Origin of the sequence: Qipengyuania atrilutea (assembly GCF_013370205.1) — a bacterium.
GTDB classification, from domain to species: Bacteria; Pseudomonadota; Alphaproteobacteria; order Sphingomonadales; family Sphingomonadaceae; genus Actirhodobacter; species Actirhodobacter atriluteus.
In genome coordinates this window covers 134,478-156,721 of record NZ_JABWGV010000003.1, presented here as the reverse complement: position 1 = coordinate 156,721, position 22,244 = coordinate 134,478, and the positions used below count along the sequence as shown (strand labels likewise).

24 protein-coding genes and 1 tRNA gene are annotated in these 22,244 nt (G+C 64.6%); 14 read left to right on the top strand and 11 right to left on the bottom strand.

Going from position 1 to position 22,244, the window contains the following annotated elements:
- Positions 1–18 precede the first annotated feature (18 nt).
- From HUV48_RS08970 to pepN, 4 genes are all read right to left on the bottom strand, one after another.
- Positions 19–1,311: a cytochrome b gene (locus HUV48_RS08970; protein WP_176267479.1), complete on the bottom strand. Its 1,293-nt coding sequence runs from the start codon at positions 1,309–1,311 to the stop codon at positions 19–21.
- 17 nt (positions 1,312–1,328) lie between these two features.
- Positions 1,329–1,931, bottom strand: a complete 603-nt coding sequence (petA, locus tag HUV48_RS08965; RefSeq protein ID WP_176267478.1) for a ubiquinol-cytochrome c reductase iron-sulfur subunit — start codon at positions 1,929–1,931, stop codon at positions 1,329–1,331.
- A gap of 182 nt (positions 1,932–2,113) precedes the next feature.
- The gene (gene pgeF / locus HUV48_RS08960; RefSeq protein ID WP_176267477.1) at positions 2,114–2,860 is read right to left on the bottom strand and encodes a peptidoglycan editing factor PgeF; all 747 of its coding nucleotides are present in this window, start codon (positions 2,858–2,860) and stop codon (positions 2,114–2,116) included.
- The gene (pepN, locus tag HUV48_RS08955; RefSeq protein WP_176267476.1) at positions 2,853–5,507 is read right to left on the bottom strand and encodes an aminopeptidase N; all 2,655 of its coding nucleotides are present in this window, start codon (positions 5,505–5,507) and stop codon (positions 2,853–2,855) included. Before pepN ends, pgeF begins: the two co-directional genes overlap by 8 nt.
- Positions 5,508–5,557: 50 nt before the next feature.
- Between pepN and HUV48_RS08950 the strand changes: the two genes are divergently transcribed.
- Entirely contained in the window at positions 5,558–6,340 is a 783-nt protein-coding gene (locus HUV48_RS08950; protein ID WP_176267475.1) for a Rossmann-fold NAD(P)-binding domain-containing protein, read from the top strand.
- Positions 6,341–6,348: 8 nt separating this feature from the next.
- Here the strand turns inward: HUV48_RS08950 and HUV48_RS08945 are convergent, their stop codons facing one another.
- Positions 6,349–7,302, bottom strand: a complete 954-nt coding sequence (locus tag HUV48_RS08945; protein WP_176267474.1) for a DMT family transporter — start codon at positions 7,300–7,302, stop codon at positions 6,349–6,351.
- Entirely contained in the window at positions 7,299–8,327 is a 1,029-nt protein-coding gene (locus HUV48_RS08940) for a threonine aldolase family protein (RefSeq protein WP_176267473.1), read from the bottom strand. Before HUV48_RS08940 ends, HUV48_RS08945 begins: the two co-directional genes overlap by 4 nt.
- Before the next feature lie 50 nt (positions 8,328–8,377).
- Here HUV48_RS08940 and HUV48_RS08935 point away from each other — a divergent pair, with 50 nt between their 5' ends.
- Positions 8,378–8,674: a GNAT family N-acetyltransferase gene (locus HUV48_RS08935; RefSeq protein WP_176267472.1), complete on the top strand. Its 297-nt coding sequence runs from the start codon at positions 8,378–8,380 to the stop codon at positions 8,672–8,674.
- 7 nt (positions 8,675–8,681) lie between these two features.
- Here the strand turns inward: HUV48_RS08935 and HUV48_RS08930 are convergent, their stop codons facing one another.
- From HUV48_RS08930 to HUV48_RS08915, 4 genes are all read right to left on the bottom strand, one after another.
- The gene (locus HUV48_RS08930) at positions 8,682–10,229 is read right to left on the bottom strand and encodes a PH domain-containing protein (RefSeq protein ID WP_176267471.1); all 1,548 of its coding nucleotides are present in this window, start codon (positions 10,227–10,229) and stop codon (positions 8,682–8,684) included.
- 56 nt (positions 10,230–10,285) lie between these two features.
- On the bottom strand, positions 10,286–10,780 hold the full coding sequence (locus HUV48_RS08925; protein ID WP_176267470.1) for a PH domain-containing protein: 495 nt from the start codon (positions 10,778–10,780) through the stop codon (positions 10,286–10,288).
- A gap of 40 nt (positions 10,781–10,820) precedes the next feature.
- Positions 10,821–11,585 (bottom strand): enoyl-CoA hydratase/isomerase family protein, encoded by a 765-nt coding sequence (locus HUV48_RS08920; protein ID WP_176267469.1) that lies wholly within the window; start codon positions 11,583–11,585, stop codon positions 10,821–10,823.
- Between the two features lie 104 nt (positions 11,586–11,689).
- Positions 11,690–11,764 (bottom strand) — tRNA-Thr (locus HUV48_RS08915).
- A gap of 92 nt (positions 11,765–11,856) precedes the next feature.
- On the opposite strand from HUV48_RS08915, the gene HUV48_RS08910 reads away from it, so the two are divergent.
- The 9 genes from HUV48_RS08910 to HUV48_RS08870 are packed head-to-tail and all read left to right on the top strand — an operon-like array spanning position 11,857 to position 19,571.
- A complete protein-coding gene (locus HUV48_RS08910) occupies positions 11,857–12,000 on the top strand; it encodes a hypothetical protein (protein WP_176267468.1) in 144 nt (47 codons plus the stop codon).
- A gap of 57 nt (positions 12,001–12,057) precedes the next feature.
- Complete coding sequence (gene gpmA, locus HUV48_RS08905) at positions 12,058–12,744, top strand: 2,3-diphosphoglycerate-dependent phosphoglycerate mutase (protein WP_176267467.1); 687 nt, start codon at positions 12,058–12,060, stop codon at positions 12,742–12,744.
- Positions 12,745–13,239, top strand: a complete 495-nt coding sequence (gene purE, locus HUV48_RS08900; RefSeq protein ID WP_176267466.1) for a 5-(carboxyamino)imidazole ribonucleotide mutase — start codon at positions 12,745–12,747, stop codon at positions 13,237–13,239.
- A complete protein-coding gene (locus HUV48_RS08895) occupies positions 13,239–14,309 on the top strand; it encodes a 5-(carboxyamino)imidazole ribonucleotide synthase (protein ID WP_176267465.1) in 1,071 nt (356 codons plus the stop codon). The genes purE and HUV48_RS08895 overlap by 1 nt, the downstream gene beginning before the upstream one ends.
- The gene (locus tag HUV48_RS08890; protein ID WP_176267464.1) at positions 14,306–14,815 is read left to right on the top strand and encodes a dihydrofolate reductase; all 510 of its coding nucleotides are present in this window, start codon (positions 14,306–14,308) and stop codon (positions 14,813–14,815) included. Before HUV48_RS08895 ends, HUV48_RS08890 begins: the two co-directional genes overlap by 4 nt.
- Positions 14,812–15,750 (top strand): bifunctional riboflavin kinase/FAD synthetase, encoded by a 939-nt coding sequence (locus HUV48_RS08885; protein ID WP_176267463.1) that lies wholly within the window; start codon positions 14,812–14,814, stop codon positions 15,748–15,750. Before HUV48_RS08890 ends, HUV48_RS08885 begins: the two co-directional genes overlap by 4 nt.
- Positions 15,747–18,623, top strand: a complete 2,877-nt coding sequence (gene ileS / locus HUV48_RS08880) for an isoleucine--tRNA ligase (protein ID WP_176267462.1) — start codon at positions 15,747–15,749, stop codon at positions 18,621–18,623. Before HUV48_RS08885 ends, ileS begins: the two co-directional genes overlap by 4 nt.
- Complete coding sequence (gene lspA / locus HUV48_RS08875) at positions 18,620–19,162, top strand: signal peptidase II (protein WP_176267461.1); 543 nt, start codon at positions 18,620–18,622, stop codon at positions 19,160–19,162. Before ileS ends, lspA begins: the two co-directional genes overlap by 4 nt.
- A gap of 1 nt (position 19,163) precedes the next feature.
- Positions 19,164–19,571, top strand: a complete 408-nt coding sequence (locus HUV48_RS08870; RefSeq protein WP_176267460.1) for a DUF3035 domain-containing protein — start codon at positions 19,164–19,166, stop codon at positions 19,569–19,571.
- 24 nt (positions 19,572–19,595) lie between these two features.
- Here HUV48_RS08870 and aroC read toward each other — a convergent pair whose 3' ends face one another.
- Positions 19,596–20,666, bottom strand: coding sequence for a chorismate synthase (gene aroC, locus HUV48_RS08865; protein ID WP_176267459.1), 1,071 nt, complete (start codon positions 20,664–20,666; stop codon positions 19,596–19,598).
- 80 nt (positions 20,667–20,746) lie between these two features.
- Between aroC and ruvA the strand changes: the two genes are divergently transcribed.
- From ruvA to HUV48_RS08850, 3 genes are read left to right on the top strand one after another with little or no spacing between them, the layout of a single operon-like run.
- Positions 20,747–21,352 carry a Holliday junction branch migration protein RuvA gene (gene ruvA / locus HUV48_RS08860; protein ID WP_176267458.1) on the top strand — a complete coding sequence of 202 codons (606 nt, stop codon included), beginning with the start codon at positions 20,747–20,749 and terminating at the stop codon, positions 21,350–21,352.
- A complete protein-coding gene (locus HUV48_RS08855) occupies positions 21,349–21,723 on the top strand; it encodes a hypothetical protein (RefSeq protein ID WP_176267457.1) in 375 nt (124 codons plus the stop codon). Before ruvA ends, HUV48_RS08855 begins: the two co-directional genes overlap by 4 nt.
- Position 21,724: 1 nt before the next feature.
- The gene (locus HUV48_RS08850; protein WP_176267456.1) at positions 21,725–22,231 is read left to right on the top strand and encodes a DsrE family protein; all 507 of its coding nucleotides are present in this window, start codon (positions 21,725–21,727) and stop codon (positions 22,229–22,231) included.
- Positions 22,232–22,244 lie beyond the last annotated feature (13 nt).

Below are 22,244 nucleotides of genomic sequence, written 5' to 3'. Positions count from 1 at the left end.
AAGCGCTTTCTTTCGTCTTCAAACCGCGGGCGAGGTGTTTTCGCCCAGCACCGGCTTCTTGTCCGCGTTGAGCACCGCATCGGTAATGGAATAGGGCATCGGCTCGGTCTTCTCGAAGCTCGAGATCAGCGGCAGGATCACCAGGAAGTGAAGGAAGTAATAGGCCGTCGCAAGCTGGCTCAGTGCGATAGTCCACGGGCTGAGGTGCGCACCGCCGCAATATCCCAGCACGAGGATGCAGGGGATCAGGCCGAACCAGAAGAACTTGCGGAACAGCGGACGGTAGTGACCCGAACGCACCGGCGACTTGTCGAGCCACGGCAGGAAAAACCACAGCAGGATCGACGCGAACATTGCGAGCACACCCCACAGCTTCGCGGGCAGGATGAAGTCGAAGGTGAAGGCGCGCAGGATCGCGTAGAACGGCCAGAAGTACCATTCGGGCACGATGTTCGCAGGCGTCGCCAGCGGGTTCGCCTCGATATAGTTGTCCGCGTGGCCGAGATAGTTCGGCAAGAAGAATACGACCGCGAAATAGATGAGCAGGAAGATGCCCAGCCCGAAGCCGTCCTTAGCCGTGTAGTACGGGTGGAACGGCACGGTGTCGCTCTCGCTCTTTACTTCGACGCCGGTCGGGTTCGACGATCCGGGAATGTGCAATGCCCAGATGTGCAGGATGATGACGCCCGCCGTCACGAACGGCAGCAGGAAGTGCAGCGAGAAGAAGCGGTTGAGCGCGGCGTTATCGGGCGCGAAACCGCCCAGCAGCCAGACCTGGATGCTCTCGCCGACCAGCGGGATCGCACCGAACAGGCCGGTGATGACCTTCGCGCCCCAAAAGCTCATCTGGCCCCAGGGAAGCACGTAGCCCATGAAGGCGGTCGCCATCACCAGCAGGAAGATCACGACGCCGAGCAGCCAGATCATCTCGCGCGGGGCCTTGTAGGAGGAATAGAACAGGCCGCGGAAGATATGGAGGTAGATGACGACGAAGAAGAAGCTCGCGCCGTTCGCGTGCGCATAGCGCAGCATCCAGCCCCAGTTGACGTCGCGCATGATGTGCTCGACGCTCGCAAACGCGACCTCGGCATTGGCGGCATAATGCATCGCCAGGATCACGCCGGTCACGATCTGCAACACCAGGGCGAAACCGGCGAGCACGCCGAAGTTCCACATGTAGTTGAGGTTGCGCGGCACCGGATATCCGGCACCGACCGCATTGTAGACGAGGCGAGGAAGGGGCAGCTTCTCGTCCACCCACCTCATCAGGCCGTTCGACGGCTCATACTGCTTGGCCCAGGCAAAACTCATATCGGCTCTCTCGTTTCCTAGCCTACGCGAATGACGGTGTCGGTGTTGAACGTGTATTCCGGCACCACGAGGTTGGTCGGCGCAGGACCCTTTCGGATCCGGCCCGCCACATCATAGTGCGACCCGTGGCACGGGCAGAAATAGCCGCCGAATTCGCCGCGGTTCTCGCCTTCGGTGACGCCCAGCGGAACGCAGCCGAGATGGGTGCATACACCCATCGTCACGAGAAGGCTCAGATGGCCTTCCAGCGTACGGTCGGACAAGGTCTCCGGATCGCGCAGCGCGCTCAGCGGAACCGAGTTCGCCTCAGCGATTTCTGCGTCCGTCAAGCGGCGGATGAACAGCGGCTGCTTGCGGAACACGCTCTTGATCGCCTGTCCAGGCTCGATCGCGCTGACGTCGACGTCGGTCGTGCTTTCGGCAAGCACGTCTTCGGACGGCGCCATTTGCGAAATCAGCGGGTAGAGAACGGCAAGCCCGCCCACGCCGGCGGCACTCAGAGCCGCGATATCGATGAAGTCACGCCGGCGCACGCCGCCCGGCGCGCCTGCCGTGGTGCCGTCCGCGGTAGCGGCGTGTGTATTGGGATCTGCAACCGCGCTAGCGCTTGTTTCTGACATCAGTTCCGCCTTGCCTCGATCCGGCTCATGTCCGCGCGCGGCGCAGAAGTACCGGTCTTGCCGTTAGATAAACGGCTCCGTCCAATCTGGAGCCGGTTTCGGCGCGCTGATAGCTGCAAACCGCCGCCTTGCCAACCGCCATTTTGGCACGCGGACAGCGGCAGGCGGCCCGTCCGCTACGCTTACGCTACGGCAGGCTTACGGGTGAGGAGGGAGGGAGCCGCGATCAGGCTGATCTGGCGCCGTCCGGTCGCCTCGCCCAACTCCGTAGCTCGGCGGAACGAGAAATAGCGGTCGCTCAGACTGCGGGTATCGAGGCCAAGGGCTGCAAAGCGGAATAGCCCTGCCCGGCGCAGCCGTGCACCGACATAGCGCACCAGATCGAAGAAGTAGTGCCCCTGCCTTCCCGGCACGAAGAACGCAGCGTCCTCTTCGCCGAATTCGGCCCGGAAAGCCTCGTCCACTTCGTAGCTTTCCTGCGCAATGCATGGTCCGATAACGGCGTGAATCATCTCCCGCCGGGCGCCTAGCGTCACCATCGCATCGACGCAGCTGTCGAGGATACCGCCGTGCGCGCCGCGCCAGCCCGCATGCGCGGCACCGACGATGCCGGCGTCCTCGTCAGCGAAAAGCACAGGAGCACAATCGGCGGTGTAAATGCCAAGGGCCAGTCCGGGGCGGTTCGTTACCAGAGCATCGGCCTTCGGCCACGGCGGCCCGATCGGTGCGTCGACCGTGACCGTAACGGCGGAATGGATCTGGTCGCACAGCATCGCAGCGCTGTTCGCGTCCACGATCGCGGCCGCCTCTTTCACGACAGCCGGATCGCGCGCATCGAACGGCCCGTTGCCGCCCCTGGGTCTTCGGCTGCCGAAAAATCCGTGCGGAATTCCGCCGAGCAGCGCCGAGCTCTGAGGCTCCTCAGTCAAGCGAACGGCTCACTTGCTCGTAGGTGTCGCGCGAAAGCTGCGGCGCCTGCGCGATGCGCTCCAGTTCGCTGCGCATCATCGAGGCCCACCGCGCTTCGAGCTTCCGCCACCGGCCCAGCGCGGGAACGAAGCGAGCGGCGGTTTGCGGATTGACCGGATCAAGCTTGAGAATCACGTCGGCGATCAGGCGGTAGCCCTCCCCGTCGGCAGCATGGAAGGCGTGCGGATTGCCAGCGAAGGCCATGTAGAGCGAGCGCACGCGGTTCGGATTGCGCAGCGTGAAGTCCGGGTGCTCGGCCAGCGCCTTTACGTGGGCGAGCGCTTCGGGATGCAGCGATGTCGCCTGAAGCGCGAACCACTTGTCGATGACCAGCGGATTGTCCTGGTAGCGGTTGTAGAAATCGAGCAGCGCGTGGGTCCGCTCCACCCCGTCGAGGCCGGCCAGAACCATCAGCGCGCCCTGCCGGTCGGTCATGTTGTCAGCCTGCTTGTACTGCGTGTCCGCCATGCCGGTCGCGCGCTCTGGATCGGCAGCAGCGAGATACTGGAGCGCCCCGGTCTTTACCTTGCGTGCGCCGCGAGCCGCCGCATCGAGCGAGAAGGGCACGGCAGAAGCACGCTCGTGCATCCGCACGAACCGGTCCTTCAGTTCGCTTCCGAGCAGGGCCTTCAATCCCTCGCGCGCATCGAAAATTGCGGTAGGATTCGCTGCCGACATCTGCTCCATCAGGTAGGTCTGGCTCGGCAGGATCAGTAGTTCGCCGCGCATCAGATCGTCGAGCCGGTCGTCGTCGAGGACGGCTGCGAATACGGAAGCGATGTCGGCACGCCCCGCATCGCGCTCGTCCGGTCGCAAGCTACCGCGCACCTCGCCGAGAAGGTGCGCCAGGAAAAGATCCTGCATCGCCTCGTAGCGCGCAAAGGGATCGTCGTCGTGCGCGGCGAGGAAGACCAGTTCATCGCGCGGAATGTCGCGCTCGATCGACACCGGAGCGGAGAAGTTGCGATTGACCGACAGAACCGGCTTCTTGGCGAACCCGTCGAAGGTGATGGTTTTTTCGGAATCGGTGAGAATGACCAGCTGCTCGCCATCATGCGATCCCTCATCCCTGTCGTAGAGCGCGATACGCAGAGGGATCGTCGTCGGATATTTCGCCGGCTGGCCCGGCGTCGGCGGAACCGTCTGGGCCAGCGACAGCGTCGCCGTATCACCTTCGTGCGTTAGCGAGACGCGGACCTTGGGCGTGCCCGCCTGGCTGTACCACCGGCGGAACTGTTCGAGGTCGAGCCCCGCGCCCGCTTCCATCGCGCGGACGAAATCCTCGCAGGTCGCCGCTTCCCCGTCGTGGCGCTCGAAATAGAGGTCGCAGCCTTTGCGGAACGCTTCCGGACCCGCCATCGTGCGCATCATGCGGATGACTTCGGCGCCCTTGTTGTAGACGGTCGAGGTGTAGAAGTTCGAGATTTCGCGGTAGCTGTCCGGCCGGATCGAATGGGCGAGCGGCCCGCTGTCCTCAGGAAATTGCACACCGCGCAGGATGCGCACATCTTCGATCCGCTTGACCGGTGCACTGCCCATGTCTTGGCTGAACAGCTGGTCTCGCAGGACCGTGAAGCCTTCCTTCAGCGACAGCTGGAACCAGTCGCGGCAGGTCACGCGGTTGCCCGACCAGTTGTGGAAGTATTCGTGCGCGATGACGCCCTCGACCCCGTCGAAGTCCCCGTCGGTCGCGGTCTCGACATCGGCCAGCACGTATTTCGTGTTGAAGATGTTGAGGCCCTTGTTCTCCATCGCGCCCATGTTGAAGTCGCTGACAGCGACGATGTTGAATAGGTCGAGATCGTATTCGCGCCCGAAGGTCTCCTCGTCCCACTTCATCGAGCGCTTGAGCGAATCCATCGCATGGTGCGTCCGGTCGAGATCGCCTTCGCGCACGTAGATGTTGAGCCTGACTTCGCGTCCGCTACGGGTCGTGAAGCTGTCTGTATTCGCGACGAGATCGCCCGCGACCAGGGCGAACAGGTAGGACGGCTTCGGCCATGGATCGTGCCATTCCGCCCAGTGCCGTCCGCCTTCACCCTTTCCTTCATCGACGAGGTTGCCGTTCGAAAGCAGGACCGGAAACTGCTCTTCAACGCCTTCCATCCGGACGGTATAGGTCGAGAGGACGTCGGGCCGGTCGGGGAAGAAGGTGATGCGGCGAAAGCCTTCCGCCTCGCACTGGGAACACAGCATTCCGCCCGAAGCGAACAGTCCCATCAGCGCGGTATTGTCCTGCGGACTGAACTCGGTAACCACTTCGATTTCGTGCGCATCGCCCGGCAATGTCACGGCGAGATCCGGACCGTTCATCGACCAGCTCGATGCATCCTCGCCGTCGATCTTCACCGAAAGCGGCTTCAGCCCGTCGCCGTTGAGGGTCAGCACCGGCGTCTTGCCCGCATCCGGATTGCGCTTCACCTGCATGGTATTCGTGACGCGCGTGTTCTCGAGACCGAGTTTGAACGCGAGATGCACATCGGGAACCAGCCACGCGAAAGGCATGTAGTCCTTGCGGTGGATGACGGGCGGCGCCTGCGGCGTGCGCGCCGCATCGGCCATTTCCGGGTTTCCCGACGGGTTCGAAGGTGTGCGGGCAATATCCATGGTTAGTAAAGCTGTTCCTTTCGCGGGCTGACATCGGTACCAACGCGCCTATGCCTCAGATGTTCATCTTCGGCCTCGGTTATTCGGCGAAATACATTGCCCGGGCGCTGCGTAGCGCAGGCTGGTCGGTAAGCGCCACCGGAAGCGACGGCGATGTCGACTTTTCCGACGCGGCCGCCGTACGCCGCGAACTCGCGAAAGCAACCCATGTGCTGTCCAGCGTTCCGCCGGACCGGGAAAGCGGCCTCGACCCAGTCCTCGATAGCTACGGCCACGATTTCGGACGCGCTTGGTACGGCTATCTCTCTTCCACCGGGGTCTACGGCGATGCCGATGGAGCATGGGTGGACGAGAGCGCCCCGACCGGAACCGGACGCCGTTCGGCGCGGTCCGATGCCGATGCGCTGTGGCTCGAACTCGGCGCGCACGTATTCCGCCTGCCGGGGATCTACGGACCGGGCCGGAGCGCGCTCGACCGCGTTCGCGCAGGCAAGGCGCACCGGATCGACATGCCGGGGCAGGTCTTCAGCCGGGTGCATGTCGAGGACATCGCCAGCGGCGTCATCGCAGCGATCGAAAGCGTTGCGCCAGCAGGGGCGTACAACCTCGGCGACGATCTGCCCGCGAGCCACAATGCGGTGACGGAGGAGGCCTGCCGCCTGCTCGGCGTCGGGCCTCCGCCGCTCCAGACGATGGACGAAGCAGGCCTCAGCGAAATGGCGCGCGGCTTCTATGCGGAGAACCGGCGGGTCGCTAACGGCAAGGCGAAGAGAGTGCTCGGCTGGGAACCAAGATACCCGACATTCCGGGAGGGACTGGCGAGCCTTCTGTAACCCGCGCGCTACTCGCCGCCCGCCGCGACCGGGCGCGGGGGAACCGGATGCCGCGCCTTAAGTGCCACGATCATGCCGAACAGCGCCAGTGCCGCTCCGCCGATGGTCAGCGCGTTCCAGCGGTAATCCTCGAGCAGCGTCGAGAGCAGCATGGCAACGATCACCGTCACCACCCCGTTATACGCCGCGCGGCCCGCCCCGATCTGCCGCACGAGATTATAATGCAGCGGGAAAGTCACGACCGATCCCGCCAGCGCGAGCCACGCGATGCCGCCCCAATAGTCCCAGTTCGTCGGGAACGTCGGCGGCCCGGCGGTGAACCACGCGAGCGCGAAGTCGAGGATCGTGCCGTAGAGCATCGACCATGCGAGCAGGCTCACCATCGGCAGCGCCCGGCCAGTCTCGTTGGCCTGCACGACATTGGCGATCGAAGCGCACAGGATGCCGCCCACGGCGAGCGCAATGCCGAGGCCGACGTTGCCCGCTCCGGCAACGTCGAGCGGCGGAGCGGTCCGTGTCTCATGGATCAAGAGCAGCGATATGCCGGCGATCGCGATCAGGCTGCCGAAGATGAAGCCGCGCGTGATCTTCTGGCCTAAAAGCCACCAGCCGAACAGGGCATTGGGCACCATCAGCATCGTGAACATGACCGCGACGATGCCGGAGGTCAGGTGCAGCTCGCTCCGGTAGACGAAATTGAAGTTGCCGCAGAACTGCGCGATCCCGATGGCGACGGCGAGCAGTTGTCCCTTCGCACCCAGGCTCAGCGGTCGCCGCATCATCCGCGCGACGATGAACATGGCCGGCGTCGCAAGCAGAAACCGCCATGCGATGGACCAGCTCGGCGCTACCCCGTCGATCTGCCCGGTAATGACGAACCAGGTCGATCCCCAGATGACGCCGGTCAGCACGAAGGGAACGAGCACTTTCGCGCTCAGAATGCTCGGCGGGGCGGGGCTCATAGGGAGGCGATCGCCTTCGCGAGCTCTGCCGCATCGTCTTCGCGCGTGTCCCAGCCGGTCACGAAGCGCGCGGCATCCGCGCCCCAGTCGTAGAAATCGAACCCGCGCGCACGGATAGCGTCCCGCTCTTCCTGCGAGCAGCGCATGAATACCTCGTTCGCCTCGACCGGATGTAGCAGCCGCTCGCCGCAGGCCTGCGCAATCTCCGCGGACGCGGCATTGGCCGCGCGCGCATTGGCGAGCCACAGGTCGCCGTCGAGCATGGCTGCGATCTGCGCGGCGAGATAACGCCCCTTCGATTGCAGGTGGCCCGCCCGTTTCCGCCGATAGCGCGCCACGTCTGCCAGCGAGGGATCGAAGAAGATGATCGCTTCCGCGCTCATCCCGCCGTTCTTGACGAAGCCGAAGGATAAGGCGTCTGCACCGCCCACCGCTTCGGCGGGAGAACAGCCGAGAAAGGCGGCGGCATTGCCGAAACGCGCTCCGTCGACATGGAAGCCGAGCCCGCGATCCTTGGCGAGCGAGCCCAGCGCCGCGATCTCGTCCGGGCGGTAGACCCGGCCGTATTCGCTTGCCTGCGTCACCGACAGCGCGTGCGGCTGAACCTGATGCACATCGTCGCGGATCGGGTCGACGACCGCGCGCACGCTGCCCGGAGTCAGTTTGGCTCCCTCGCCGTCCGCCAGCAGTAGCTTCGCGCCGTGAAGATAGAAGCCCGGCGCACCGCCCTCGTCCATCTCGATGTGCGCTTCCCGGTGGCAGACGACGCCCCCGTGCGGTGGGCACATAGCGGCAAGCGCGAGGCAGTTCGCGGAGGTTCCGGTTGCGGTCCACAGTACCGCCACCTCGCAGCCGAAAACATCGCCCATTCGCTCGTCCAGCGAGCGGCTGATGGCGTCGTTATCGTAGGGTGCATCGGCTTCGTCCGCAGCGCGCATCGCCTCCCACAGCGCCGGGTGCACGGCCGCCGAATTGTCGGACAGGAACAGCTTGGGGCGGGCGGATCGGGATGCGGCTTCGCTCATGCGGAACGGCCTTATAGGTGCAGGCGTTCTTGGCAAGAAGGAGAACGCGCATGGCAGGCAGCAGCTACGATATCGAACACGTCGGCGACGAAGACAGCGGCGAATACCGGGCAACGGTCGACGGCAAGGTCGGCAAACTGACGTGGAAGAAGCGCAACGAGGGCATTCGCGTCGCGGACCACACGCTCGTCCCGCCCGAAATCGGCGGACAGGGCGTCGCAGCGGCGTTGGTCGATGCGCTTATCGCCGACGCGAAGGAACATGGGTTCAAGATCGTCCCGCAGTGTTCCTACGTCGAGCATCAGTTCGACGAGCACCCCGAATGGGGCGACCTGCGCGCGCAGTAACCTTGCGTCAGGCGAGTTCGGAAAAGTCGCTTTCGGTCATGCTTGCGAGCAATGCGCGCCGCAGTTCGCGGGCGCGCTCCAGCGGAAGACCTTCGATCGATAGCGTTCCGCCGGCAAGACCGAGCTTCAGCGAGGCATAGCCGCGCAGCCGCGAAAGCGGACCCTGCGCGATTTCGACCGATTGCAGTTTTCGGCGCGAAGCGATGTCGAGCTTCGGCGACAGCACCCCGTGCGCGCTGTAAAGCTGGCGATCGCCCAACGCGTGACGCCGCTTGCGCCACAAGATCCATTGTTCGGCGGTGAAGAGTACGGCGCCCGAAACCAGTACGATATACACGACGTCCGGAATGAACAGGTCGAGGCGCGCGAATACGCCAGCTGCCGATAGTCCAGCGAGCAGCGCCGCAATGACCGCGAATAGTAGACCCGCGAAGACTGCGCTGTCCACGCCGAAGCGGCGGCTGCTGCGCTGCCATTCCAGTTCCGGCGGCGGGGTGACGAAACCCGCCTCGCGAACGATCGGCTCGATTTCGCCCATCTTCGCGAACGGTGCGGCAACGTGGCTCGCATTGCCACTGTCCTGCGCGAGACTGACGAGCTTGAGTGAGTGCCAGCCGAACCAGCGGCGCAGGAAGCCGGTCGCGATCTCCAGCGCCTGCACCCGGTGAACCGGCATCACGACATCGGTACGCGTGAGCAGCCCGCGGCGGCGGCGAAAACCTTTTGCCGTACGGTGAAGGGTAAAGCCCCATTCGCGCAGAGCCGTGCGAATAAGGCCGGTCGCGAAACCGATCACCAACAGGCTCGCTGCGGCAATGAACGCACCGATGACCTGCGCCGCGAAACCGAGTCCGGCCAGCCAAGCGCCCGGACCTGCCAGAAGGCGCTGCCATTCCTCGAAATCGAACATGTCGAAGGGAAGCAGCACCTCGAACTGCTGCGCACCGGCGAACACCGCCGCGACGACGACCAGCGAGAACTCGAACATGCCGAACGTAAGCACGCGCCGCGTGTCCATGGCGAACAGCGGCGCGCCTTCATCCGCCGGTCCGTCGTTTTCCTCACCGCCCACCGGAGCGGTGTCGGCCGTACCGTCGCGCCGCTCGCGGACCAGTTCGCGCAGCCGTTCTCCCTCTTTCTCGGCGAGGTAGGTGAGCTTCAGTTCGTCCTTCCCGCCCGCACCGGTTTCGAAACGAACCTCGACGAGGCCGAGCAGGCGCGGAATCAGGCTCTGCTCGATGCTGACGTCCTGGATACGCTCGTAGGGAACGGCGCGCGCCTGCCGCGCCAGAACGCCGCTTTCGACGCGGATATCCTCCGCGCCGACATGGTAGGTAAAACGGTACCACTGGACGTAAGCGAGCGCGAAGAAGGCGAGCAGGAGTGCGACTCCGATGCCGAGTAGCACGGCGAGCGGCGCTCCGTCCGACCGGATCGTGTAGAACAGCGCCAGCAGCGGCAGGACCATCGAACGGGCGACTTGCAGGCCGTTTGCAAGAAATGTCTTTGGATCGGTCCGCTTGGCTTCGTCCGTTTCCTCCGGCGCACTGGGCATAGCAGAAGCCGGACCGACGCGTATGACCCGCCCGGAAGATGCTTCGGACGAATCGTTCACAGCGTCTCGCGCTTGATATGCGCGCGGATTTCCTCGCGCATGGCGAGCGCCTCTTCATGCAGCAGGCCCGGCAAGTGGACCGAGGCGTTGTGCGTTCCTGCGGTATGCAGCGTGAGCGTTGCGAGTTTGTAGTAGCGCTGCACCGGCCCCTGATCGACGTCGATGTGCTGCACCCGTCCGAACGGCACCACCGTATCGGAATGCCACCATAAACCGCGCACCACCCGTAGCCGGTCGCCCGACATCGCGAAGCCCTTGAAACGGTAACGGCGCCGCGGAATGCGCCAGAGGATAAAGATCGCGACAAGGAGGTACAGGCCCGCGAACAGTCCCGCCGGCGCGAAATCCGCAATTTCGAGCACGATGACGCCAGCCAGTACCGGCAGCAACATCAAGAGCGCGTTGATCCGCAGCACCTTTATGTGATCGGGATGGAGCGGGGTCAGCGCTCCGTCGTCATCGTGTTCGCTCGATAGTGCGCGCTCTTCCATAGCGTATTAGATGACTAGGACAGCGCGCAAAGGCAACAGGTCAGTCACTTCCGCGCCGGAAAACGGGTTTGCGCCGCTCCATGAACGCCTGCGAGCCTTCGCGGAAATCCGGCAGATCGAACGCATCGGCGAAGACTTGCAGCGTATCCTCGTCGTCCTCGCTCTGCCCTTCGAGCACGCGGCGGACAAATTTCTTGGCCTCGCGCGCCGAATGCGGACTGGCCGCGAGCACCATGTCGGCAATATCAGCGAATTCGTCCGCGACGACTTCGACCAGGCCGATCCGTGCAGCTTCTTCCGCATCCAGCAGCGCGCCCGTAAACAGCATGCGCTTCGCCTGCCCCGGTCCGACCAGATCGACCAGCAGCTTCACGTCGTGCAGCGGATAGACGAGCCCCAGCTTCGCGGGCGTGATGCCGAAGCGCGCCGCCGGTGTCGCAACCCGAATGTCGCAGGCAAGCGCAAGGCCGCAGCCCCCGCCGATGCAATCGCCCTCGACGAAGGCGAGCGTAGGTACGGGGAGGCGCGCCAGTTCGCTCTGCACCGTGTTGATCGCCGCCTGATTGGCGGAGCGCCAGCGCTCGTCGTCCTTGTTCGCGACCATTTCGGAAATGTCGGCACCTGCGCTGAAGGCACCCCCGGCGGCGGAACGCAGCACGAGCAGCTGCACCCGCTCGTTCGTTTCGACCTCGCGTAACAGCGCCAGCATCCGCTGCCACATCTCGAGGCTCAGCGCATTGCGCTTCTCCGCGCGGTCGAGCAGCAGTTCGGCCATGTCGCCGCTGAATTCGAGGCGGATGCTCACGTCGCGTTATCTCCCGTCATGCGCGCACGGCCCGGTCCCGTGCCACCCGGCCAAGGGTAAGGGTCCGAACGGTAGTCGCGCAAGAATAGGGAAGCGAGGGAAGATGGTGCTGCTGGAGAGAATTGAACTCTCGGCCTCACCCTTACCAAGGGTGCGCTCTACCACTGAGCTACAGCAGCGTCTCTTGCCAAGGCGCGCGCTATTGTCGCGGCGCCGCTTCATGTCAAGCGAAGCTTGCACTATCGGCCCTCCCAAGCGAGAGGTGTAATCGATGAGCGACGATACCAAAGAAGCCAGCCGCGAGGAACGGCTCGCCGCACAGCTGCGCGAAAACCTGCGGCGGCGCAAGGCGCAGGCGCGTGCGATGAAGGAAAGCGGCGAGGCTCCCCTTCCCAAGCCGCCGGGTAAAAGCTAACGGCATTCGCTCGCCTTTCCGGCGGCTACAGGGCCGCGCGACAAAGCAGGAAACCGGATGCCCAAACTGATTCTCGTGCGCCACGGCCAAAGCCAGTGGAACCTCGAAAACCGCTTCACCGGCTGGTGGGACGTCGACCTGACCGGCAAGGGTATCGAGGAAGCGAAGGCCGCTGGCGACCTTCTGGCCGAAAAGGACGTGCTGCCGACGGTCGCTTTCACCTCCTACCAGACGCGGGCGATCAAGACGCTGCACCACGCGCTCGACCGCTGCAACCGGCTGTGGATCCCGGAGACGAAGGACTGGCGGCTGAACGAGCGGCACTACGGCGGGCTCACCGGGCTCGACAAGCAGGAAACGCGCGACAAGCACGGCGACGAGCAGGTCCATATCTGGCGCCGCAGCTTCGACGTGCCGCCACCCGAAATGGAGAGCGGCGGAAAGTACGACCTGTCGGTCGATCCCCGCTACGCCGGCATTCCCGTTCCCACGAGTGAAAGCCTGAAGCTGACGATCGAGCGGGTGCTGCCCTATTTCCAGAGCGACATCCTGCCGATGATCTCCGCCGGCGAGACGGTCATCATCTCCGCCCACGGCAATTCACTGCGCGCGCTGGTGAAGCATCTCTCCGGCATCTCGGACGATGACATCACCGGCCTCGAAATCCCGACCGGCCAGCCGATCATCTACGAATTCGACGATGCGATGAAGCCTGCCGAGCGCTACTACCTCAAGGATTCGTAAATGGCCGCGGATACGCCAGCAAGGGTCGCGATCGTGATGGGGAGCCAGTCCGACTGGCCAACCATGCGCTGCGCCGCGGATGTTCTCGACGAGCTCGGCGTTGCCTACGATGCCCGCATCGTCTCGGCCCACCGGACGCCCGACCGGCTCCATTCCTTCGGTAAGGGCGCGGCGGACGAGGGCTTTCACGTCGTCATCGCCGGTGCAGGCGGTGCAGCGCATCTGCCGGGTATGATCGCGGCGTTGACGCATCTGCCCGTGCTGGGAGTGCCCGTGCAGTCCAAGGCGCTGTCGGGGCTCGATAGCCTCATGTCCATCGTGCAGATGCCTGCGGGCGTTCCGACCGGCACGCTCGCGATCGGGGAGGCCGGTGCGACCAATGCCGGCATTCTGGCCGCGTCGATCCTGGCGCTGTCGAACGAGAACATCGCCGAGCGGCTCAAGGCCTACCGCGCCGCGCGCAGCGAGGCGGTGGCGGAGCGTCCGGCGGACTGATGCTTCCTCCCGGCAGTACCATCGGCATTCTCGGCGGCGGCCAGCTCGGCCGGATGATGGCCGTGCCCGCAGCGCAGCTGGGTTATCGCTGCATCGGTTTCGCGCCGGAAGGCGACAATGTCGCGGGCGATCTCTGCGCTGACTTCATCACGGCCGATTGGGACGACGCCGCGGCACTGGCCGAATTCGCCCGGCGCTGCGACGTCATCACCTGGGAGTTCGAGAACGTGCCGGTGGCCGCGGTCGAGCAGCTGCCCCAAGCGAAAGTGCCCTGCCCGCCCCGCGCGCTCGAGATCGCGCAGGACCGGCTGCTGGAAAAGAACTTCGTAGAGGAGCTGGGTGGACGCGCCGCTCCCTTCGCTGCCGTGGACGACGCCGCGGATTTGCGCGCAGCGGCGGCGCGGATCGGCACGCCGGGCATCCTCAAGACGCGGCGCGACGGCTACGACGGCAAGGGGCAGTGGCGGATCGAAGCCGCTGCCGACCTCGATAGCCTCGAATTGCCAGGCGATTCGCTGATCTACGAGGGTTTCGTACGCTTCGAGGCCGAATTCTCCGTAATCGTGGCGCGCGCGGCGGACGGGGCAGTACGCTTCTACGACAGCACGCATAACGAGCATCGCGGCGGTATCCTCGCGCGCTCGGCGCTCCCCGCCCCTGCGATCGTCGGCAAACAGGTCGAAGAGGCACGCGATCTTGCGCGCAAGGTCGCCGATGCGCTTGGGTATGTAGGGGTGCTGACGCTCGAATTCTTCGCCTGCGCGGACGGGCCGGTCTTCAACGAGATGGCCCCGCGCGTCCACAATTCGGGGCATTGGACGATAGAGGGCGCGGTCACGAGCCAGTTCGCGAACCACATCCGCGCCGTCGCGGGCCTGCCGCTGGGCGAGACTACGCCCATCGCGCCGCGCATCGCGATGGACAACATCATCGGAGACGCGGTCGAAAACGCGGCGGATTACCTGACCGAAGCCGGCTGCCACCTGCACCTCTACGGTAAAGAGGACGTGCGGGACGGGCGCAAGATGGGTCACGTCACGCGGCTTTTCCGAAACGCGGAACAGGCGTGAGCGCCATCTTCCTCGCCTATGCCCGCGCCGCGAATGGCGCGATCGGCAAGAACGGCCGCCTTCCCTGGCACCTGCCCGCGGATCTGAAGCGCTTCAAGGCGCTGACGATGGGGGATGAGGGCCGCGGTCTACCGATGATTATGGGCCGCAAGACCTTCGAAAGCTTGCCCGGCATTTTGCCCGGCCGCCCGCATATCGTCGTCACGCGGCGCGAGCGGTGGGACAGCAGCGGCGCCGAGCTTGCGCATTCGATCGACGAGGCGCTGGCGCTGGCGAAGAAGCACGGCGACATGATTGCGGTCATCGGCGGGGCGGCCATCTTCGACGTCTTCATGCCGCGCGCGGAGCGCATCGAACTGACCCAGATCCACGCCGATTTCGAAGGCGACACCTTCATGTCCGCGCCCGGTGCGGAATGGGAAATCTCCGCGCGGCAAGATTTCGCGGCGGAAGGCGACCGGCCCGCCTATTCCTTCCTCACGTACCGGCGGGTCGACGCCGCATGAGATGGCTCGACCACCGCGATCCCGTGCCGGGTCCGCTGCACGGCGCGGTCATCGCGCTCGGCAATTTCGACGGTTTCCACAAAGGACACCAGGCGGTCGCGGGCGAAGCGATCGAGTGGGCGCGCAGCGAAGGACGCCCCGCCATCATCGCGACCTTCGATCCGCACCCGGTGCGCTTCTTCAAGCCGGACGTGCCGCCTTTCCGCCTCACGACACTTGAGCAGCGGCAGGAACTCTACCTCGCCGCCGGAGCCGCCGCGATGCTGGTGTTCCACTTCGACGCTGAGCTGGCTGGCACGAGCGCAGAGGATTTCATCACCGATATCCTCGCCGAACGGCTCGGCGCGCGCGGCATCGTGACCGGGGAGGACTTCACCTTCGGCAAGGGCGCTGCGGGTAACGCGGCAATGCTCGCCGAGGTCGGCGCACGGCATGGTATCGAAGCGCGCACGGTCGGCCCGGTCGCCTCGGGCGGCGAGGTCGTATCCTCCAGCCGCATCCGCGAGGCGCTACGCCAGGGCGATCCGCAGGAGGCCGCACGGCTGCTCACCCGCCCCTTCGCCATTCGCGGCATCGTCGAACACGGCGACAAGCGCGGGCGCGACATTGGCTATCCTACCGCGAACCTCGTCGTCGAGAGCTACATCCGCCCGAAGTTCGGCATCTATGCCGTGACGGGCCGCATCCTCGCCACCGGGGAAGTGCTGAAAGGCGCGGCGAATATCGGCATTCGTCCGCAGTTCGAACCGCCGAAGGAGTTGCTCGAACCCTATTTCTTCGACTTTTCCGGCGATCTTTACGGGCAGGAGATCGAGGTCGTGTTCCACCATTTCATCCGGCCCGAAGCGAAATTCGATTCGCTGGATGAGCTGAAAGCCCAGATGGCAAAGGATTGCGAGGATGCGCGAAGGCATCTAAGCGGCGCGGTCATATGACCGACGAAACCAAGCGCGATTACAAGGATACGGTTTTCCTTCCCAAAACCGATTTTCCGATGAAGGCCGGCCTTCCGCAGAAGGAACCGGGGATTCTCGCCAGTTGGCAGGATGCGAGCCTCTACGGCCAGCTTCGTGAAGCGCGCGACGGGGCGGAGAAGTTCATTCTCCACGACGGTCCGCCCTACGCCAATGGCGACATGCACATCGGCCATGCGCTCAACCATGTGCTGAAGGACATGGTGTGCCGCACGCAGACGCTGCTCGGCAAGGATGCGCCCTATGTGCCCGGCTGGGACTGCCACGGCCTGCCGATCGAGTGGAAGGTCGAGGAGCAGTACCGCAAGAAGAAGAAGAACAAGGACGAGGTTCCGATCAAGGAGTTTCGCGCCGAATGCCGCGCTTATGCGCAGCATTGGGTGGACGTCCAGCGCGAGCAGCTGAAACGGCTCGGCTGCCTTGGCGATTGGGACAATCCCTACCTCACCATGCAGTACGACAGCGAAGCGACGATCGTTGCCGAACTGATGAAGTTTGCCGAGGCCGGGAATCTCTACCGCGGATCGAAGCCGGTGATGTGGTCTCCGGTCGAAAAGACCGCGCTGGCCGAAGCCGAGGTCGAATACGAGGACATCACCTCGACCCAGATCGATGTGGCGTTCGAGATCGTGGAATCGCCGATTGAGGAACTGGTCGGCGCGCACGCGGTGATCTGGACGACGACGCCGTGGACGATCCCGGTGAACCAGGCTTTGGCTTATGGGGCGGAGGTTGAGTACACTCTATTCATGCAGAGCGGTGGGCCGCTAGGAAGCTGCTCCTTCCTCGTCGCCACTGATTTACAGGAAGAGTTCAAACGTCGAACCGGCCTTGGCTTTGAGGAGAGCAACTTCAATCCTCGTACGTGGCAAATCAAAGGCTCCGACCTCGCCGGAACCGTCGCGCGCCACCCGATGCACCATCTCGGCGGGTTCTATGCCAAACCCCGCCCGTTCCTCCCCGGCGATTTCGTCACGACCGACAGCGGCACCGGCCTTGTCCATATGTCGCCTGACCACGGCGAGGACGATTTCGAGCTGTGCAAGGCAAATGGGCTCGACCCGGTTTTCGCGGTCATGGACGACGGGCGCTACCGCGACGACTGGCTGTGGTTGGGCGGGGACGACGACCGCCGCCGCGCGGTCATCAACCCCGGCTTCAACGCGCCCGACGGCCCGATTTGCTCCGACCTGCGCGAAGCAGGCGCGCTGCTCTCCGCCAGCGCTGACTACGCGCATTCCTACCCGCACTCGTGGCGTTCCAAAGCGAAAGTCATCTACCGCTGCACGCCGCAGTGGTTCGTGCCGATGGACAAGCCGCTCGGAACGGGCGATTTCGAAGTCGCACCCGGCAATCCGCTCGCCGGAGCGGTCGCTCCCTTCGTATCGCAGGACCATTCCACCCTGCGCGAACGCGCCCTGTCGGAGATCGAGCGCGTACGCTTCGTGCCCGAGAAAGGCCGCCGCCGTATCGGCAGCATGGTCGAAGGTCGCCCCGACTGGGTGCTTTCGCGCCAGCGCGCCTGGGGCGTGCCGATCACGCTGTTCCTGAAGAAGGGGACTAGCGACTATCTGCAGGACGCGGCAGTCAACGCCCGGATCGTCGCCGCCGTGCGCGAAGAGGGCGTCGATGCCTGGGACGAGGCACGCAAGGCCGAATATCTCGGCTCCGGCTATGAGCCGGACGAATACGAGATGGTCAGCGACATCCTCGATGTCTGGTTTGATTCGGGTTGCACCCATGTCTTCACGCTGGAGAGCGGGCGCTGGCCCGCGCTGACATGGCCCGCCGACCTCTATCTCGAAGGCAGCGACCAGCACCGCGGCTGGTTCCAGTCCTCGCTGCTCGAAAGCTGTGCGACGCGGGGCCGTGCGCCTTATGATGCGGTGCTGACCCATGGCTTCACCATGGCGAGCGACGGAAAGAAGATGTCGAAATCGCTCGGTAATACGGTCGATCCGCTGAAGATCATGGAGCAGTACGGCGCGGACATCATCCGCCTGTGGGCGCTGTCGGTCGACTTTACCGAAGACCACCGGATCGGTGACGAGATCCTGAAAGGCGTCGGCGACCAGTACCGCAAGCTCAGGAATACCTTCCGTTACATGCTCGGCGCGCTGTCGGACTTCGACTACGAAAGCGAAGGCGTCGAACCGGGCCAGATGCCGGAACTCGAGCGGTACATTCTCCACCGCCTGAAGCGGCTCGACACCGCGCTGCGCCAGTGCATCGCCGATTACGACTTCAACGAATACACCCGCGCGTTGTCCGAATTCGCGAACGAGGACCTGTCGGCCTTCTTCTTCGATATCCGCAAGGACCGGCTCTACTGCGACGATCCGGCAAGCATGGAGCGCCGCGCCTACCGCACCTGCCTCGACATCCTGTTCCATGCGCTGGTGCGCTACGCTGCGCCGGTGCTGGTATTCACGGCCGAAGAGGTGTGGACCACGCGCTTCCCCGATCGCGGCAGCGTGCACTTACAGGAACTGCATCAGCTACCGGATGAGTGGCAGGACGATACGCTGGCCGCCCGCTTTGCCGATCTGCGCGAGCTTCGCGAAGACGTGATGGAAGCGATCGAGCCGCTGCGGCGGGAGAAAATCATCCGTTCAGGCCTCGAAGCCGAAGTCACCGTCCCGGAAGACGCTGTGCCGCAGGGTTTCAGCGACGCGGACCTCGCCGAATTGTTCATCACCGCGTCAGTGACGCGCGGGCAGAGCCTCGCCGTGCAAAAGACGGACGAGAACAAGTGCGGCCGCTGCTGGCGCCTGCTGCCGAGCGTGCCCGAAGACGGCGCGCTCTGCGGCCGCTGCGAGGACGTGCTCGCATGACCCCCGTCAAGCGCAACCGCCTGATCGGTCTTGCTCTCGCCTTCGCGATCTTCGCGGTGGACCAGCTCGTCAAATGGTACGTCAGCGGTCCGCTGCAATTGCGGCAGCGCGGCCTCATCGAACTCATCCCGTTCTTCGACCTCCGCTGGACCGAGAACTACGGCGTGTCGATGGGCATGTTCGAGGCGACGAGCATGGAAATGCGTTGGGTGCTGGTGCTCGTTACCGCGGCCATCGCGGGCGTGGTCACGATCTGGATGCTGCGCGAGAAGCTCATTGGCGACATCCTTGGCCTGTCGCTGATCCTCGGCGGCGCACTCGGCAACATCAAGGACCGCTACGAGCTCGGCTATGTCATCGACTATGCCGACCTGCACTTCGGGGATTTCCGTCCCTTCTTCATCTTCAACCTTGCCGACGCCGCCATCACTATCGGCGTCGTCATAATCCTTGCGCGCGCTTTCTTCGTCAGCGAGAAAGACGACACATCCGCGAAGGGCAAACCTTCGCAAGCAGTGCCCACCGGCACGGAGAACTGATATGAAAAAGAGCGTTACGATCCTGACCCTCGCCGCCGCATCGAGCGTGCTGGCTGCTTGCGGCAGCACTGGCCTTCTGAACCGCGAACGCCCGGACGAGTTCGCCGTGCAGCGTCAGGCGCCGCTGGTCGTGCCGCCGGACTTCAACGTGGTCCCACCGTCGAGCGGTGCGCCCCGCCCGTCCGAGAATGCAGCCGAACAGGCGCTCGACGTGCTCTTCGGCGGTCCCGCGCCGCGCAGCAGCGTTGAAACGAGCGCGCTCGACCGCGCCGGCGCTGCCGATCCGGGCATCCGTTCCTCGGTCGGCGATGTCGCTACCAACACGGTCGACAAGGGCCGCGTGACGCGCGACATCGTCGCCGCGCCGCAGGGCGACGGGCAGTTCGCGCAGGCGGTTATCCCGCAGTAATAACGCTCGTCTAAAAGGGCCGCTTCAGCCGCCGCACTGCGCGCGGTGAAGCAGTTTGTGGTCGGCGAGCACCAGCGCCATCATCGCTTCCACCACCGGTACGCCGCGGATACCCACGCACGGGTCGTGGCGTCCCTTGGTCCGCACGTCCGCCGCTTCGCCGTCTCGCGTAATGCTCGGCACGGGCGTCAGGATCGAGCTGGTCGGCTTGAACGCCACGCGGCATACTACCGGCTGCCCGGTCGAGATGCCGCCCGCCGTTCCGCCCGCATGGTTGGCCGCGAACTCGGGACCGTCCTCACCCGGCCGCATGGCGTCGGCGTTTTCCTCGCCCGATAGCCGCGCGGCAGCGAAACCGTCGCCGATCTCGACGCCCTTCACCGCGTTGATGCCCATCATGCCCGCGGCGATGTCTGCGTCCAGCTTTGCATAGATCGGCGCGCCCCAGCCCGCCCGAACGCCTGTCGCGACGCATTCGACTACTGCGCCCAATGACGAGCCGTTCTTGCGCGCCTCGTCCACCAGCGCCTCCCAGCGCTTCGCCGCCCAGGCATCGGGGCAGAAGAAGGGATTGTTGCCGATCTCGCTTAAGTTGATCGCGTCGCGGTCGATGGCGTCGCCGCCGAGTTCGCAAACATAGGCGGTGATCGAAACCTCGGGAATGACGAGTCGCGCCACCGCACCTGCCGCGACCCGCGCTGCAGTTTCACGCGCGGAGGAACGCCCGCCGCCGCGGTAATCGCGAAAGCCGTATTTCGCGTCATAGGCGTAGTCCGCATGGCCGGGGCGGTAGGTCTGCGCGATTTCCGAATAATCCTTCGATCGCTGGTCGGTATTCTCGATCATCAGGCTGATCGGCGTGCCGGTCGTGCGTCCTTCGAACGCGCCGGACAGGATCTTCACCCGGTCGGGCTCCTTGCGCTGCGTCGTGTATTTCGACTGGCCGGGCCTCCGCGCATCGAGGAAGGGCTGGATCTGCTGCTCGTCGAGGTCGAGGCCGGGCGGGCAGCCGTCCACCACCGCGCCGAGTGCCGGTCCGTGACTTTCCCCCCAGGTCGTGAAGCGCAGAACGCGCCCGAAACTGTTCCAGCTCATGCCGCTCAGCATTGGCGCAGGAGGGGGCAAGTGTCTAGCGGGGCTGGACCGAAAGCGCGCGCTGCGCCAGAGAACAAACCATGATTGCAAAGCTCACGGGCAGATTGGACGAAACCGGCGCCGATTGGGCGGTGATCGACGTCGCGGGCGTGGGCTATCTCGTCCATTGCTCGACCAAGACGCTGGCCGCTCTGGGAGAGCGCGGCGAGACCTGCACTATCCATACCGATCTGCAGGTCAGCGAGAACGATATGCGCCTGCTGGGGTTCGCCGATGCGGGCGAGCGCGACTGGTTCCGCCTGCTGACGCAGGTGCAAGGGGTAGGCAGCAAGGTGGCGCTGGCGATCCTCTCCGCCCTGTCGGCAGGCGAACTGCGCGAAGCCTGCTCGCGCGGCGATGCGGCGAGCGTAGCACGCGCGCAGGGCGTGGGACCGAAATTGGCAGGCCGGATCGTCAACGAGCTCAAGGACAAGGCCGGCGCGCTTCCGGGCGGCGGCATTGCAGGCGCGGCGGGAACGGTGACGCCGGTGGGTAGCGCGAGCGCCGATGCGGTATCCGCGCTCGAAAACCTCGGCTTCAAACCGGCCGTCGCGGCGCAGGCGGTCGCGCGGGCGCAGGGCGAACTCGGCGAAAAGGCGAGCGAGAGCGAACTTATCCGCGTCGCGCTCAAGAAAGCGGCGGGATGAAAAACATCTCGCGGGACTGGCGACTTGCGATCCTCACCGCATATTTTGCGGTTTCTGCTGCTGCGATGATCCAGATGGGACAGCCCGATACGATCTTGTGGTACGCGGTTTCCATCCTGTTCTTGCTTTGGGTATTGGCCCCGGTAGCGGTGCTTTGCCTCATCCCGCTATGGCGCAGGCTAGCGGGGATCGGCGCAGCTATAAGCGCAATTTTCGGGGCATGGATTTATATCGATGTCGCATTCATCCCGCCTTCGGATGCACAAGACGGTCTTATCTTCCTTTTCCTGCCAATCTGGCAGTTCTGTTTCGTGGTACTGTGGCTGGCGGCGATTGCCCTGTACCGCTGGTTATCCTTGAAGGAGCGCTGACATGAGAATGCTTTTGGGTCTGGCCCTTTTGTTTGCTGCGCCCGCAGCCGCGCAGGATGCCGGCGTGCGCTTCGGGCCGGTGTTCGAGGACTTCGGTCCGCATCTCGCGGTTCCCGGCATCGACGAGGTTCCTGCGGGCACCGAGTTCTCTCACAGCTTCAACGTTGCGAGCGAGGCGCCGAACGGACAGCGCAACCGCGGGTTCGAAAGCGCGGCGCGCTTCATCAACATGCATGCCGCCGCTGGGGTCGATCCCGAGAACGTGCGGCTCGCGGTCGTGGTGCACGGTCCGGCGGTAAAGGATTTGCTCGACAGCGAGGACAATGCCTCCGCCGCGATGGTGCGCGAAATGCTCGACGCGGGCGTGCGCTTCATCGTCTGCGGGCAGAGCGCGATCGGCCAGAACATCGCGCAGGATGACATGATCGAAGGCGTAGAAATGGCGCTATCCGCGATGACGGCCCACGCCCTGCTGCAACAACGCGGCTACACGGTGAACCCGTTTTGAAACGCGCCGTAGT

Excerpts from the sequence above, each read along its gene's own strand:
- HUV48_RS08970 (WP_176267479.1), bottom strand. The coding sequence starts at position 1,311 with ATGAGTTTTGCCTGGGCCAAGCAGTATGAGCCGTCGAACGGCCTGATG.
- petA (WP_176267478.1), bottom strand. The coding sequence starts at position 1,931 with ATGTCAGAAACAAGCGCTAGCGCGGTTGCAGATCCCAATACACACGCC.
- pepN (WP_176267476.1), bottom strand. The coding sequence starts at position 5,507 with ATGGATATTGCCCGCACACCTTCGAACCCGTCGGGAAACCCGGAAATG.
- HUV48_RS08950 (WP_176267475.1), top strand. The coding sequence starts at position 5,558 with ATGCCTCAGATGTTCATCTTCGGCCTCGGTTATTCGGCGAAATACATT.
- HUV48_RS08945 (WP_176267474.1), bottom strand. The coding sequence starts at position 7,302 with ATGAGCCCCGCCCCGCCGAGCATTCTGAGCGCGAAAGTGCTCGTTCCC.
- HUV48_RS08940 (WP_176267473.1), bottom strand. The coding sequence starts at position 8,327 with ATGAGCGAAGCCGCATCCCGATCCGCCCGCCCCAAGCTGTTCCTGTCC.
- HUV48_RS08935 (WP_176267472.1), top strand. The coding sequence starts at position 8,378 with ATGGCAGGCAGCAGCTACGATATCGAACACGTCGGCGACGAAGACAGC.
- HUV48_RS08930 (WP_176267471.1), bottom strand. The coding sequence starts at position 10,229 with ATGCCCAGTGCGCCGGAGGAAACGGACGAAGCCAAGCGGACCGATCCA.
- HUV48_RS08925 (WP_176267470.1), bottom strand. The coding sequence starts at position 10,780 with ATGGAAGAGCGCGCACTATCGAGCGAACACGATGACGACGGAGCGCTG.
- HUV48_RS08910 (WP_176267468.1), top strand. The coding sequence starts at position 11,857 with ATGAGCGACGATACCAAAGAAGCCAGCCGCGAGGAACGGCTCGCCGCA.
- gpmA (WP_176267467.1), top strand. The coding sequence starts at position 12,058 with ATGCCCAAACTGATTCTCGTGCGCCACGGCCAAAGCCAGTGGAACCTC.
- purE (WP_176267466.1), top strand. The coding sequence starts at position 12,745 with ATGGCCGCGGATACGCCAGCAAGGGTCGCGATCGTGATGGGGAGCCAG.
- HUV48_RS08895 (WP_176267465.1), top strand. The coding sequence starts at position 13,239 with ATGCTTCCTCCCGGCAGTACCATCGGCATTCTCGGCGGCGGCCAGCTC.
- HUV48_RS08885 (WP_176267463.1), top strand. The coding sequence starts at position 14,812 with ATGAGATGGCTCGACCACCGCGATCCCGTGCCGGGTCCGCTGCACGGC.
- ileS (WP_176267462.1), top strand. The coding sequence starts at position 15,747 with ATGACCGACGAAACCAAGCGCGATTACAAGGATACGGTTTTCCTTCCC.
- lspA (WP_176267461.1), top strand. The coding sequence starts at position 18,620 with ATGACCCCCGTCAAGCGCAACCGCCTGATCGGTCTTGCTCTCGCCTTC.
- HUV48_RS08870 (WP_176267460.1), top strand. The coding sequence starts at position 19,164 with ATGAAAAAGAGCGTTACGATCCTGACCCTCGCCGCCGCATCGAGCGTG.
- aroC (WP_176267459.1), bottom strand. The coding sequence starts at position 20,666 with ATGAGCTGGAACAGTTTCGGGCGCGTTCTGCGCTTCACGACCTGGGGG.
- ruvA (WP_176267458.1), top strand. The coding sequence starts at position 20,747 with ATGATTGCAAAGCTCACGGGCAGATTGGACGAAACCGGCGCCGATTGG.
- HUV48_RS08855 (WP_176267457.1), top strand. The coding sequence starts at position 21,349 with ATGAAAAACATCTCGCGGGACTGGCGACTTGCGATCCTCACCGCATAT.
- HUV48_RS08850 (WP_176267456.1), top strand. The coding sequence starts at position 21,725 with ATGAGAATGCTTTTGGGTCTGGCCCTTTTGTTTGCTGCGCCCGCAGCC.